Annotated in this window: 21 protein-coding genes; 14 read left to right on the top strand and 7 right to left on the bottom strand. The window is 31.3% G+C overall.

From position 1 onward, the window contains the following. Nucleotides 1–199: 199 nt before the first annotated feature. From AC4D4A_RS02355 to AC4D4A_RS02365, 3 genes are all read left to right on the top strand, one after another. Entirely contained in the window at nt 200–559 is a 360-nt protein-coding gene (locus tag AC4D4A_RS02355; protein ID WP_490994410.1) for a DUF4181 domain-containing protein, read from the top strand. An 82-nt stretch (nt 560–641) separates the two neighbouring features. After that, a complete protein-coding gene (locus tag AC4D4A_RS02360; RefSeq protein WP_490994411.1) occupies nt 642–1,199 on the top strand; it encodes a GNAT family N-acetyltransferase in 558 nt (185 codons plus the stop codon). 187 nt (nt 1,200–1,386) lie between these two features. Beyond that, nucleotides 1,387–1,629 (top strand): hypothetical protein, encoded by a 243-nt coding sequence (locus tag AC4D4A_RS02365; protein WP_490994412.1) that lies wholly within the window; start codon nt 1,387–1,389, stop codon nt 1,627–1,629. Between the two features lie 194 nt (nt 1,630–1,823). Here the strand turns inward: AC4D4A_RS02365 and AC4D4A_RS02370 are convergent, their stop codons facing one another. Then, nucleotides 1,824–2,009 carry a hypothetical protein gene (locus AC4D4A_RS02370; RefSeq protein WP_490994413.1) on the bottom strand — a complete coding sequence of 62 codons (186 nt, stop codon included), beginning with the start codon at nt 2,007–2,009 and terminating at the stop codon, nt 1,824–1,826. A 159-nt stretch (nt 2,010–2,168) separates the two neighbouring features. Here AC4D4A_RS02370 and AC4D4A_RS02375 point away from each other — a divergent pair, with 159 nt between their 5' ends. From AC4D4A_RS02375 to AC4D4A_RS02395, 5 genes are all read left to right on the top strand, one after another. After that, the gene (locus tag AC4D4A_RS02375; RefSeq protein WP_490994414.1) at nt 2,169–2,609 is read left to right on the top strand and encodes a hypothetical protein; all 441 of its coding nucleotides are present in this window, start codon (nt 2,169–2,171) and stop codon (nt 2,607–2,609) included. 88 nt (nt 2,610–2,697) lie between these two features. After that, entirely contained in the window at nt 2,698–3,126 is a 429-nt protein-coding gene (locus tag AC4D4A_RS02380) for a hypothetical protein (protein WP_490994415.1), read from the top strand. Between the two features lie 91 nt (nt 3,127–3,217). Further along, the gene (locus AC4D4A_RS02385; RefSeq protein ID WP_490994416.1) at nt 3,218–3,595 is read left to right on the top strand and encodes a hypothetical protein; all 378 of its coding nucleotides are present in this window, start codon (nt 3,218–3,220) and stop codon (nt 3,593–3,595) included. 127 nt (nt 3,596–3,722) lie between these two features. Then, on the top strand, nt 3,723–3,923 hold the full coding sequence (locus tag AC4D4A_RS02390; RefSeq protein ID WP_490994417.1) for a hypothetical protein: 201 nt from the start codon (nt 3,723–3,725) through the stop codon (nt 3,921–3,923). Between the two features lie 102 nt (nt 3,924–4,025). Further along, nucleotides 4,026–4,220, top strand: coding sequence for a hypothetical protein (locus AC4D4A_RS02395; RefSeq protein ID WP_490994418.1), 195 nt, complete (start codon nt 4,026–4,028; stop codon nt 4,218–4,220). Between the two features lie 295 nt (nt 4,221–4,515). On the opposite strand, the gene AC4D4A_RS02400 is transcribed toward AC4D4A_RS02395, so the two are convergent. Together AC4D4A_RS02400 and AC4D4A_RS02405 are read right to left on the bottom strand one after the other, a co-directional pair. Continuing rightward, nucleotides 4,516–5,628, bottom strand: coding sequence for a UvrD-helicase domain-containing protein (locus AC4D4A_RS02400; RefSeq protein ID WP_490994419.1), 1,113 nt, complete (start codon nt 5,626–5,628; stop codon nt 4,516–4,518). Beyond that, nucleotides 5,610–7,199, bottom strand: coding sequence for an ATP-dependent nuclease (locus tag AC4D4A_RS02405; protein WP_490994420.1), 1,590 nt, complete (start codon nt 7,197–7,199; stop codon nt 5,610–5,612). Before AC4D4A_RS02405 ends, AC4D4A_RS02400 begins: the two co-directional genes overlap by 19 nt. Before the next feature lie 405 nt (nt 7,200–7,604). Here AC4D4A_RS02405 and AC4D4A_RS02410 point away from each other — a divergent pair, with 405 nt between their 5' ends. Next, the gene (locus AC4D4A_RS02410) at nt 7,605–8,051 is read left to right on the top strand and encodes an NUDIX hydrolase (RefSeq protein WP_490994421.1); all 447 of its coding nucleotides are present in this window, start codon (nt 7,605–7,607) and stop codon (nt 8,049–8,051) included. A gap of 106 nt (nt 8,052–8,157) precedes the next feature. Then, nucleotides 8,158–8,589: a VOC family protein gene (locus AC4D4A_RS02415; protein WP_148630922.1), complete on the top strand. Its 432-nt coding sequence runs from the start codon at nt 8,158–8,160 to the stop codon at nt 8,587–8,589. Between the two features lie 239 nt (nt 8,590–8,828). Here AC4D4A_RS02415 and AC4D4A_RS02420 read toward each other — a convergent pair whose 3' ends face one another. Beyond that, nucleotides 8,829–9,242 (bottom strand): DUF6442 family protein, encoded by a 414-nt coding sequence (locus tag AC4D4A_RS02420; RefSeq protein ID WP_490994422.1) that lies wholly within the window; start codon nt 9,240–9,242, stop codon nt 8,829–8,831. Beyond that, nucleotides 9,232–9,444 (bottom strand): helix-turn-helix transcriptional regulator, encoded by a 213-nt coding sequence (locus AC4D4A_RS02425; RefSeq protein WP_490994423.1) that lies wholly within the window; start codon nt 9,442–9,444, stop codon nt 9,232–9,234. The genes AC4D4A_RS02420 and AC4D4A_RS02425 overlap by 11 nt, the downstream gene beginning before the upstream one ends. Nucleotides 9,445–9,865: 421 nt before the next feature. Here AC4D4A_RS02425 and AC4D4A_RS02430 point away from each other — a divergent pair, with 421 nt between their 5' ends. Next, a complete protein-coding gene (locus AC4D4A_RS02430) occupies nt 9,866–10,081 on the top strand; it encodes a hypothetical protein (RefSeq protein WP_490994424.1) in 216 nt (71 codons plus the stop codon). Between the two features lie 147 nt (nt 10,082–10,228). Continuing rightward, nucleotides 10,229–10,726 (top strand): kinase, encoded by a 498-nt coding sequence (locus AC4D4A_RS02435; protein ID WP_490994425.1) that lies wholly within the window; start codon nt 10,229–10,231, stop codon nt 10,724–10,726. A gap of 226 nt (nt 10,727–10,952) precedes the next feature. Here the strand turns inward: AC4D4A_RS02435 and AC4D4A_RS02440 are convergent, their stop codons facing one another. Continuing rightward, a complete protein-coding gene (locus AC4D4A_RS02440) occupies nt 10,953–11,237 on the bottom strand; it encodes a hypothetical protein (protein ID WP_490994426.1) in 285 nt (94 codons plus the stop codon). Then, on the bottom strand, nt 11,230–11,532 hold the full coding sequence (locus AC4D4A_RS02445) for a DUF2089 family protein (protein WP_490994427.1): 303 nt from the start codon (nt 11,530–11,532) through the stop codon (nt 11,230–11,232). The genes AC4D4A_RS02440 and AC4D4A_RS02445 overlap by 8 nt, the downstream gene beginning before the upstream one ends. A 297-nt stretch (nt 11,533–11,829) precedes the next feature. On the opposite strand from AC4D4A_RS02445, the gene AC4D4A_RS02450 reads away from it, so the two are divergent. Both AC4D4A_RS02450 and AC4D4A_RS02455 read left to right on the top strand, forming a co-directional pair. Beyond that, nucleotides 11,830–12,204, top strand: a complete 375-nt coding sequence (locus tag AC4D4A_RS02450; RefSeq protein ID WP_490994428.1) for a hypothetical protein — start codon at nt 11,830–11,832, stop codon at nt 12,202–12,204. Between the two features lie 149 nt (nt 12,205–12,353). Beyond that, nucleotides 12,354–12,755, top strand: a complete 402-nt coding sequence (locus AC4D4A_RS02455; RefSeq protein WP_490994429.1) for a cytidine deaminase — start codon at nt 12,354–12,356, stop codon at nt 12,753–12,755. Nucleotides 12,756–12,758: the final 3 nt, after the last annotated feature.

Consider the following 12,758-nt stretch of genomic DNA (forward strand, 5'->3'; position numbering starts at 1 on the left):
TGGAATTGGAATGTGGATGACTTTAAAAATTGATATTTAGCTAATAGGAGCATTGGTCCGAGAAGGATTAATGCCTTTTTCTGTTGAATTTCTTATGGTAGAAACGGGGCAGGTTAGTGGAAGAAGGATTTGCTATCATACATATCGAATTATAAAGTTGTAATATTGGAAGTCGTGGCTAATAGAGAGAAGGGTGAATATGAAGCTGTTGGTGAGTCTTGTTGTTTTTCTTTTAGCAGCATTTTTAGTGGAGAAAATAGTGAGGAAATTTCTTGGTGTAAAGAAAATAGATCTTTCCGAAACTCCTGGAAAATCAATTGAACATTGGGGAAGAGTGGTGATAGGTATACTTTTTATGTTTACCTATTTGTTTGCCCTTGAAAAGGAATCGGATGACCTTTTAAAGTGGAATTTGATTCTATTTTTAACAGCATTAACGTGTTTACAAGTTATATTGGAATGGAAGTATCTAAAGGAATCAAAACAATATATTTCAACGATTATAAGTTCGATGATAATTATTCCTATCTTTTTTTTCGTTGTTCACTTTTACTATTAAAGGGGCAGGTTAGCGGAAGAAGGAGAAATAAAAACTTATATAGAAGTAGTGTTTTTCAATAAGTAAGTTGGAGAGGTGTCTAATGGAGATAGAAAAAATATTTGGTGATTTACCGACATTAGAAACAGAACGTCTTATCCTTAGAAGGATTACTTTAGATGATGTTGACGATATGTTTTTGTACGGTTCTAATGAAGAAGTATCTAAGTATGTAACTTGGAATACCCATAAAACAGTATCCGACACAAAGGAATTCATTAATTTTGTATTAAATAAATATGAAAATAATCAAGTGGCTCCCTGGGGAATTGAATACAAAGAAAATGGAAAATTCATTGGAACTATTGACTTTGTTTGGGTACAACCAAAACAAAAGATTGCTGAAATTGGCTATGTTATTTCTCAAGAATATTGGGGAAACGGTTTAGCAGCTGAAGCAGCAAAGGAAGTAATCAAGTTGGGTTTTGAAAAAATGGAATTAGTCCGCATTCAAGCTAGATGTGACGTAGAAAATATAGGTTCGTCACGAGTGATGGAAAAAGTGGGAATGTCATTCGAAGGAATCATTAGAAAGGGAATATTTATAAAGGGGAAACATCAAGATATAAAGATGTATTCTATTTTAAATGAAGAGTTTTAATCATCTTCTAGATATTGTGAAGTAATGTAAATAAACTAATGGAGCGTTGAATGAGAGGGGTTTACGCTTTTTTCGTTGAAATTCCTTATTACAGAAACGTGGCAGGTTAATTCAATAACAATGTAGAATTATTAATTAACATTTAGAGGATTTATTAAAAGGTACTATTCTAAGGGGTGATGCAAAAGTGGGTGAAAGTATTAAGCCAGTAGCAGAGACATCTGGTTGGGTAGATGTTATTACAGTCGTTTTACCAATTGTTCTTTTGGTGATAATTGGGGTAATTGTTGTAGCAATTATATATATCGTTAAGATAATTAAGCGGTATCTAGCAAACACTGAAATAGCCGAGAAGAAATTAAAAATGGAAGAAACAGATATACAAGAGATTAAACAACGTCTTGACCGAATTGAAAAAAATCTTAAGTGAGGTTGATTGATATCTTTCATATTATGCCTAACAGGGGCATTACTTCAATATCAAGAGTTGTAATCAGCTCTTTTTTTTATTCCACAAACGGGGCAGATTAGTTTAAGTACATTTTTTCACAATTTTACTGTTTTCCTACAAAAAAGAGGAGACTATTTTTGTTAGATAGTTTCCTCTTTTAAAATTCTATATAATTAATCACCACTGTTGTTCATTCGTTCTTTCTTTACATTTACTAGCATTAAAGCACAGACTATTATTGCTGCAACATATAAAAAGATAGAGACAATAGGTTTATGTAATAAACTAATATCATTTGGATGAAAAGTATACAAATAAATAAGGGCTAAAAATATAAAAGGTGACAATATTTTTTTCATTTATTCACCTCACCTCCATTCCTTTATTATACATATTTAATAATTTTTAGATAATCTTTTATATTATTTATTTTTCTCAATGGAAGTAAAGGGGCAGTTTAGCGGAAGAAGGAAAGCATTCTAATCTAATCGAATAATATTAACAAAGAGGTGATTAGAGTGAAAATCATACCAAAGGTAACTGAAAGATTGCTTGAAGAGGAAATAGAAGAGCAGGAGTTTGTTGATGTAATCAATGATATTTATAAGCAAGAATGTTATATTTATGCGATTATTCCTGATTGGGAAGAAGAATTGTTAAACCAACTGTCAGATGATTTTATTTTAATAAATAAGATTAAAATTCCTTTATGTAGGAGCTTCCCAAGAACAATAGGTTTTTTAGGATATGTGAAGGATAGTAAAAAACAATATATATACGATTTTTATTTAAGGTCAACAACAATGGATTTTTTAGTTTTTTCGGAGTTAGATGTATCTCAACTTTTAAATAATATAAGCAAGGAAAACATTGATATATACGATAAATTTGAAACAAACAAAGTTCCTCACATAACAATAGGTCCTGATGGTCAATGGTTAAATATAGTTGAATATTGACATCATTTTCTTTATAGAGCTAAAGGGGCAGGTTAGCTCAATAACAAAGGATATTTAAGTTGAAATAAACTTATAAGGAGGGAGTTAGTTGATTTATATCGCTAGGACTCAAAGAAAAATATTAGGGTATTACCTGCTATTAATGATATTGGTAGTTTCAATAAATGACTATTCCAATTGGTTATTATACTTTCAAATAATATTTTCTTTAGTCATTCTTGGTTTATTATTTATCAAATTTATTTTTGAGATAAATGAAGACTATTTGGAGTATCGAATATTGTTTTTTAACTTGCCTTTATATAAAACAAGTATATACCCTAATCAAACAATTCAGATTAAATTCAAACGAGTAAATTGGTATACCAAAGGTGCTATTATACAAGTTAAAAAAGGATTCAACATTAGAATTGTAAATTTTTCTCCCAGTGACGTATTTAAAGACTTAATTGATTTTGCTAATAAAAATGGCATTTCATATTCCAAAACTAAAGACTATCTTATTTTAGAAAAATAGCCTTATTTCACTAAAGGGGCAGGTTAGCGGAAGAAGGATAATGCCTTTTTAAAGTAGAATTAATAGGAAATAGGCTTAACGGGAGGTCACTATGAAGCAACGGTTGCTATTATTGGTTCCATTCATTCTTTTTATTGTTGGCTGTAATGACAAACACCTATCTTTTTCAGGAGAAAGTGAAAATTGGAAAGGAGAATACTCTGCCAATATATCTGATAATGAAACAAGGGAAGATGGAAAGTATATATTTGGTTATAAAAAAGCAACGAGTGATACTTCTTTTAAGAACTTGGAAATTACAATCAATGATGGCGAAACAAAATGGAATGAAAGTGATTATAAAGGAGCCACAATTTCTATCTCATCATCCTGTTCAGGTTGTTCTACACCACAGGAAGATCAGCCAATCGATGTCACGATTAAATGGGATGATAGAAAAGAAGAATCCTTCAAGTTAGATCCTAAGTGATTATATATAACACTATTCATAGGTCATTGACCTAAGAAAGATTAATGCCCTTTTCTGTTGAACTCCTTATTGTAGAAAAGGGGCAGGTTAGCGGAAGAAGGAAAGCAATACTTTAAGGGGGATTATTATGCAAGATTTAGAAGTCAGGAAAAAGTTCTTTTTGTCGCTTCTTATTTTCCCGCCAATTGGTCTCTTGATTAGAACATACGATGAACTTTCATTGGTAACGAAAGGCATACTGACTCCAGATATGTATGTTTTAATTTTAATCATAATGATTGGAATAGTTGGGTATGTGGATGCCAAAAAGAAAATAAACAGCAAATAGATATCAGTATGTTCTAGTCGTTATTAGACAAACGGGGCAGGTTAGCGGAAGAAGGAAAATCGAGACAGAATAACGAATTAAATGTTAAATATGGTAAAGTGGGTGATTACGTTGACTGATGATAGTATCCAAAGAACGATAGTTGTATTATTGGCTTTCCTCGTTGTGGTTTTAGGAGTAATAGCATTCCAGTTAGCTGAGATAAGCGATAAGATTAATAGTGTTGGAGTTGCTGTCGATTCTAAGGACTTTATTATTAACACTGTAGATGATGAAAGCGTAAATACAGGAGAATAACAAGAGCCACTAGATTCTAGTGGTTTTCTTATTTTAAAAATTTCTATCCCGAGTTAAAGTGGGTGAGAAATTCCCAATAGGCAATGAAAAAGTATATTAAGTTGTGAATAAATGCACTTAAACAAAAAGGGGCTTTTGCGAAACAAGGAGACAGTAAAAGTTGTCTCTCTTTTTTTATTTAGTAGCAACAATGTTTACGAAAAGAGCCAAATAAAAAGGTTAACCAATTAAAACTTGGTCAACCACATAACTTTAAGTAAACAACCAAAAAGAAATACGCTAAACTATCTCTGAACTAATCTATTAGATAATGGGGTTTCAATCGTTTGAAATCCTTCTCTTTAATAAAATACACTTCGTGTGTAGATCTAGTGATAGCAACATATATGGTATTAATTTGTGTAGGGGAGAAACTGATACTAGAAAAGTCTTCATCAAATAAGGAATCAAATTTTTGGGTTAATATAATGCACGTTCTCTTATAAGTGTCTCCTTTTGAGTATCCCCAATTAATATTTGGTATGCAGTTATATTTTTTGCTTTCTTTATAGAATAGTTTGACAACCTTATCATCGGTTAAGATTTTATTAATCTTCGAATCGGTATCTAATAATTCTATATTTCCTCTAATTTCACTAATTGAGTTGATATTAATACTTAGTTTATCATTGATAAAATCACATACCACTTTAGGAACCCGTCTACTATTTATTAAAGTTGTTTCATCTATTGTTATGTCACTATTAAATAATGCTTTATAATCTTCTTTTGTTAGATAATATTTGCCTTGCTTAAATGGTTTGCTTGAAAGGGTTGACTTACAAACAGAATGTTGATAAAAGTCTCCTACGGCTAAGACATTGGTATTTTTATTCTTGAGAAGGTTTAGTAGAACTTTGAAATCATTATCCATAAAATCCTGTAGTTCATCAAAATATATACAATCGCAAAAGTTGGTCAAACGTTGATAAATAATTTTTTTAACATAGTTAGGTTGATTGATAAATAATGCAGACATTCTTGAAACATAGTATTTTTGAAAATAAATATAATGCCGTATATCATCTTTTTTGTAATATTTCGGATTTGGTTTTTGATTAATACTCTGAGGCTCAGGTGTTCTTTCAATTTCAACTCCAGTAGTGTAGACACCAATTTGATTGCCAACTTTCAATATGGGTTCAAAAGGTTTTAATAACCATCGATAAACAAAGCTAGAAAACGTAATTACCAAAGTTTCATTAGGAATCTCACCGTTATTTGCCTTCCTTATTTCCTTTTTTAAATTGGCAACATTTTGATTTGTGAAAGTGACAACTATGTTCTTTGCTAAGGGATTTAAATGGTTAGCAATATAATAGGTTTTTCCCGATCCTGCCACGGCAAGCATTATTTTTGAACTAGCCATTCTATTCCCTCCAATATATAGCTAGGTAAAAGAGTTTTTGAATATTGCTCTTCGGAAGTGATACGCAATGCAGCTTCAGTCTTATTTTTAAGCATATAGGCTAGATTTTTATTTATTTGTTTTCCTTTATATTCAGGCCGAGTATTAGATTTTTTATCAGAAATATTATTTAATATACTTTGATTTTTATTATAAAGACATACTTCAAATGTAAACTCGTCTATTGAAAGAGGGCATTTGATGAGTATATTTTGGTGTTTTATATCGAATTCAGCATTTAATTTTTGTATATCATCTATGGTATTCTGGTTATTGTCATTGTCAGTTATCACCAGTAGGTGATTGCCGATTATCCTGGAAACTTCAATATAATGCTTATATGTGATACCCCCGCCGGACAATATTTCTATACTTTTATCTTCCAAAGAGTATTGTAATGAATTTTTAGTTAGGAATGGTAACAAGATATATTCACTGTTTCCTTCTACTATAATTACTTTATGAGAAAGAATAAAGTTAAGTAATTGCATATTATCTGTTTTCATAAAGTAAGTTGCAGTTTCTTCATTAATACCTTTTAGAGAGTAACATTCCCTATTCGTAATCCAAAGTGTATTTTTTAAGTTAAGTCTACTTACAATTAGAGGATTGTGAGTTGTAAGTATTATCTGTGCGTGTTTGTGCATTTTTTGGATTTCTGTTATTAGTTTACGTGTATTTATATAACTTAAATGATTTTCTGGTTCTTCTAGCATAATTAAATCGCTTTCAACTTCTAAAGCGATTTCTGTTTTGATCAGGTTTTCCTTCCCTTTTCCTTTATTCTGAATAGAAATCCCTTCTATTTTTAAATCAACAAGGTTTTCTAAAACTGTCTTATTTTCATCGAGACCTAAAGTATAGTCTTTTATTATCAAATCTTCGTTATTATCCTTTATAAAGTTTTGTAAATTATTTTTAAATCTATGAGATAGTTTTTGGCGTTTTAATAGATCTAGGTTAGCATTAAAAATTCTTTTAGAGTAAGAATCGAAAAAATTATTTCGACGTACAGAATTATCGATTAATACATTTTTTATAGGTGCTTTCCTATTTATATATTTTCTACCTGAGAAAGTAGTCCATTCAGCAATATAATAATCTGTTGGAATTAAAAACTCATTACTAGTTTCTTTTGATGCAGTTTCGAATAAATCACGATAGCTTTCATCGAATTTATAGGTAAACGTAATGCCATTTTTGCATAATGGATTAAAGGAAGAGTGCAGTCCATTAAAATATTCAGTTTCCATATCTGTACTATCATTGAAGGTTAGTTCTATTGTAATTTTTGGTAGATTTTCTATTGTTGGGTTAACTATGTAGGCTTTTACATTATCTAGATTTAAATATTTATCAAAACTACTAGCAGAGTTGAACGCTCTTTGATTAAGTACTATATCGATGGCTTCTAAAATAGTACTTTTACCAGCTTCATTCTCCCCGATAAGAACGTTTATATGCTTATTAAATTCAATTGAAAACGTATTGAATTTTTTGAAGCCATTAATCTTAAGATATTGTATATACATACTTATGCCTCCTAAATTTTCCCTTATTGTCATATAAGCATATCATATATCATTTTGGAAAATCATTTTGCGATATGGAATATATGTCTAAAAAAGACAATCAATCAAAGGAGGACGAATTAAAAATCAATTTTAAGATTGTTTTCGTAAGGATTGTTGCTTATAAATAAAAAGGGAAGCTGCATCCATTTTACGGTACAAATGGGTAGGGATTAGCTACTTGAACAAACGGGGGCGTTGATCCAAGAAGAAGGATTAATGCCTTTTTGTGTTTAATTTCTTATGGAACAAACGGAGCAGGTTAGAGGAAGAAGGATTATACTCTCTTTTGTTGAACTTCTTATAGTAAGAGTGAAGGGGTAGTTTGCTGAAATTCTAAGAATAAAATATAGGGGTAAATTGATTATGACAGGATACATAAAGGAAATACGAGCACTTATTGGTAGTAGACCAGTTATTTTAGTTGGTTCAACTATTGTAGTTATGAATGAAAAAAAAGAGGTACTATTTCAACATCGTTCCGATACAAAAGAATGGGGTTTGCCTGGTGGAGCGATGGAAGTTGGCGAAAATTTAGAGCAAACTGCTGAACGTGAACTGTTTGAAGAAACAGGGTTAAAAGCAAAGAGTTTTAAATTTGTCGATATTTTATCAGGTAAAGAACTTTATTTTAAGTATCCTAATGGTGACGAAGTATATAACGTAATATGTGTTTACCAAGCAGAGGGGATAAGTGGCGAGCTAGCTATGAATGATGGTGAAAGTTTGGGCTTGAGATATTTCTCCATCAATGAATTACCTTCTCTATTAGATGAAAGAGCAAAGATAATTATTGAAAAACATTTCATTTAGGATATCCTTTGTTATGCAGCTAAAGGGGCAGTTTAGTTGAAGAAGGAGAATTAAAACGTTTTGTTGAAATCATTACTTTATAAAAATATATGAGGGGGGAATATAAATGGTCTTGCAAAGAATTAGCCTAATTACTATCGGTGCATTCAATTTGCCTATTTTACGTTCGTTCTATAAAAATTTAGGATGGGAAGAAACAGAGATAAGTTCTGATAATTACGCTGTCTTTAAAACGGCAGGTGTTAATCTTTCAATATTTCCTATTGAGGAATTGGCTAAGGATGCAGCAGTTGAAATTACTCAAAGCGTAGATACCTTTCGTGGAGTATCTTTTTCAATCAACGTAGATAAACCCGAAGAAGTTGATACAACAATTGATGCTATTAAAAAAGCAGGTGGGAATATTTTAAGAGAACCAAGCGATGCCTTCTGGGGAGGAAGAACAGCTTATTTTTCGGACCCTGAAAACAACCTTTGGGAGATTGCTTGGAATCCAGATTCAGTATTCGATGAACGTGGAGCTATGATTTCCTTTTAATAGGTTCTTACTTATGTATGCCTTGTATCAGTTTTCTTAAAGTACCAGGGCATTACTCTGAAGGGCTGTGATCAGCTCTTTTTTGTTATTCCATTAAAGGGGCAGATTAGTTCAATAAGCTTTTAATGAATATTATAAATTTAAGTAGCATTTGTTTGAAAAGTGTTATAACAATTTTAGTATCAATACATAGGGACAATAAGACATTTTTAGAATAAATGTCTTATTGTCCTGTTACATTACATTTCTTTAGAATATTTATTTAAATAAAAGATGAACACACCGTACACAAGTAAATAAGCAAAGACAAGTAAAAGGATAATTGACAAGTCTGCATTCAGGAAAACAAAAATTAGCATTAGTATTGTTAATATATAACCCATTGCATCAAAACCTTTTGCCTTTGCTTTATTATTAATAGCAATATTTCTTTCGTCTTTTTCTTCAATTGAAACTTTTCGTTTATATTCTGGATTTTTTTCAGCTATCACAATGACAAATATTTGAGCCACACTAAGACCAAATAGTCCAGCTCCAATCCCCATAAGAAGTCCAGGTATCGTATCTCCTGTAAAAGCAAACTTTCCAACAGCAACAAGGATTACTGCTATAACCGTTAGAGCTGCATAAAATTTTATCTTTTTATTTTTCATCTTCTCCACTCTCCTCATAAATAAAAATGTCTTCAATACTGACGTTAAAAAGTCGAGCAATTTTAAAAGCTAAAATGATAGAGGGATTATATCGACCGTTTTCAAGTGAACCAATTGTTTGGCGAGAAACTTCTAAGCGATCTGCTAACTCCTCTTGTTTGATACCGTGCTTCTTTCTAAACTCAGCAAGTCTATTTTTCATCCCTTACCCTCCTAAACGGATGGAAAGTTAACTTTCCTTCAACTCCATTATATTTCCAAATTCTTATTATGTAAAGTTTACTTTCCATAATAAAAATGAGTTTAGGCTAAACTCTATCCCTGATGTATTTTAACTAACAAAGGCATTCTACTACTTTCAGGGACTTTGATAAGCTCTTTTTTGTTATGTAGCTAATGGGAAGCATTCCTGAGATATGTGAAAATAGATTCTCTCTTTGTGAAAGAATGCACTTAAACTATCGGGGGCGTTGATCTTAAAAGGATTAATGCCTTTTTGTGTTGAATTTCTTATTGTAGAAACGGGGCAGTTTAGCAGAAGAAGGATTTTAGATTTTAACTGAAGAATTACTTAGGGATGAAGAATAATCATAGAAATTCTAATTAGTATGAGGTGAATAACTTTGAAAGGTGAAAAACCATTAAAATTGGAAAAATGGCGAGCAAAATATGGAGCATTAATTATTGCTCTAAGTTGCTTAGGTAGTGCAATTATTAGTTGGGGAAACAATTGGATTCTCACAAGCATATTAGGGTTTGGCGTATTAGTATGTGGAATTATAGGAATTCTTGAAATAAGGCGAGACATTCGTTTAAAGAAATGCAAACAATCAAGTTAAATCTTTATCATAACAAATTATGTGATCGGCTCTATTTGCTATGCCACTAAAGGGGCAGGTTAGCGGAAGAAGGAAAAATTGATTTTTATATTGAATATATTAAAAGTTAATAATATAAAACGGAAGACGATTAGTGTAGGAGAGAATATGGAATCTAAGTTAATTATCATACGAGGTAACTCAGGGAGTGGTAAAACAACAACTGCGAGAAGTCTTCAAAATCATTTGGGAAACGGGACACTCTTGGTTTCTCAGGATCTGGTTCGTCGTGATATGTTGAAGGTTCACGATAGAGAAGGGAATCTTTCAATTGATTTGATTCGCCAAATTGCAGAATACGGTAAAGACAAATGCGAATTTGTTATTGTAGAAGGGATCTTAAATAAAATTCGCTATGGTGAAATGCTGAGTAACTTAATCCACTTCTATAACCAAAAGGCATATACTTGTTATTTTGATCTATCCTTTGAGGAAACAGCAAAACGGCACAACAACCGTTCCAAAAAGATAGAATTTGGTGAAGACTCTCTACGTGCTTGGTGGAATCCAAAAGATTATCTTGGTGTAGATAGAGAACTGATATTGACTAATGATATGTCGCTAGACGATGTAATGAAACTGATTCTAAACCAATTTCAAGGGTAATCAAACGGAACTTTACTTCAATACTGAGGGCTGTGGATCAGCTCTTTTTTGTTATGCAGCTATCGGGGCGGGTTAGTACAAGAAGAACAAGCAGGTATCAGTAAGTAATCAACTTGTTCTTCTCTTCTATTTTATACATTGTGTTAATGATTAAATATCAAATATAGTTATAATCTATTAGGATTTTAAAGTAAGCTGTACCAATTTATCCTATACTCAGATCTAATTATATGTCATAAACTTTCATCTTAGTTAGTTCCTTTTTGTGTTTATTATCTACTCTCCTTCTGCCAGTAACCCAATACCCTATCAGAAACAGTTCACCTACAATTCCGAAGAGAATTATCTGTATTATTGAATATTCCATTACCCCAGAAATTTGGATATATATTAACATCGCCAGATACACAATCGGTAAAAGGGCACCCCAATACAATTTAATCCTAGTTGATAAAAAATTTTGAAAACCAAACACTAATAAAGTTATCAATAATACATACCAATCATTCACTTATTCTTACCTCCTTTTTATATTTATCAATGATTAATTTTGCATCCTCTAGGCTAATTCGATCATCAATTGAAAGTTTCTTGATGAAATCTATAAATTCTTCACTTTCTACACTGTCGTTAACCTCAATTTTTTGTATCAGTTTATCTAATCGAAGTCTAACTGTTGGATAAGAAACTTCGTAATATTTTGCTATCTCCTTTAATGAACCGGAATTTATAACAAAATTTTTAATAAATTCAATGTCTTCTTTATCCAGAGACAAGAGCCAATTGGGTACTTCATTTTTATCCAAATTATCCCTCCTTTATAAAATTTAACTAAATATTAACATATTTTTAAATAAAATCAAACAAAAATTAAATTTTATTAAATTTGGTATAATTTTTGTTGATATCTTGTTCAATTGAAGTAAGTAATAACTTAGGATTCAGAACTGGTATAAGTCTAGTCTTTTCTTATTGAAGTAAAGGGGCAGGTTAGTTTTTTTCTGCCGTATATTATATAGCTTAGTTCGATGAGATAATTTAAGTTTATAATATGTCCCTTCTAGTGATATAATTGGAAATATATTGGAAATGAGGAGGGGAATATGTCTACGAATTCTAAGAATTTTAATATGCCTAATGAAGATATTAATTCTATACAATCTCTTGATTTGATTAAAGATGAGCTAGGAAACTATTATCATATTGGACGTATAAGAAGAAATGGTGAGAAGCTGATTGAAATAGAATTAATTAATTATTTTCAAGCAAAGGCTTTTCACTGGTTGCTTCCATTGGGTGAATGTGCTGAGGGATTTCCTAAAGGTTATGAGTATAAGCATATTGGCCATTTCTTAGTTGATTTCTTAAACAGTCAAATAAAAAGATGTGAAAAAAATAATCGAAAAATATTCACAGTTAGAGATTTGGTAGAAAATGATACACAAGTTTTTGTAGCAGATCAAACATCATATAGATAGGCTGTTTTCGTATAGATTTGGCATTGATCCAAGAAAGATTAATGCCTTTTTGTTTTGAATTTCTTATAGAAGAAAAGGGGCAGGTTAGTGCAAGAAACTAGATTATGCTAAGGTGATTTTATAGAGGAAAACTTAGGGGGAATCAGAAAGTGGATATCGAACAAAAACTTTATCAAGCAGCAATAGATTTAATAGAAAAGAGATATCCTTCGGGTTGGGGAGGAGCTGCAGCAATATATACGGAAGACGGTCAGATTTTGACTAGTGTAGCACCAGACGTTATAAATGCTTCAACTGAATTGTGTATTGAAACTGGTGCTATTCTTGAAGCACATAAACTAAATACAAGGGTCACTTATACTATTTGTGTTGTAAGAGAAGATGAGAATTCTGAATTTACCGTTTTGACTCCTTGTGGTGTATGCCAAGAAAGACTTTTTTTCTGGGGTGAAGATGTAAAAGCGGCTGTAACTACTTCAAATAGTAATTTAGAATTTAAAGCACTAAAAGAAATACAACCATATCATTGGTATAAAGCCTATAAAGATTAATTC

Source organism: Pradoshia sp. Z5_111 (assembly GCF_058267535.1).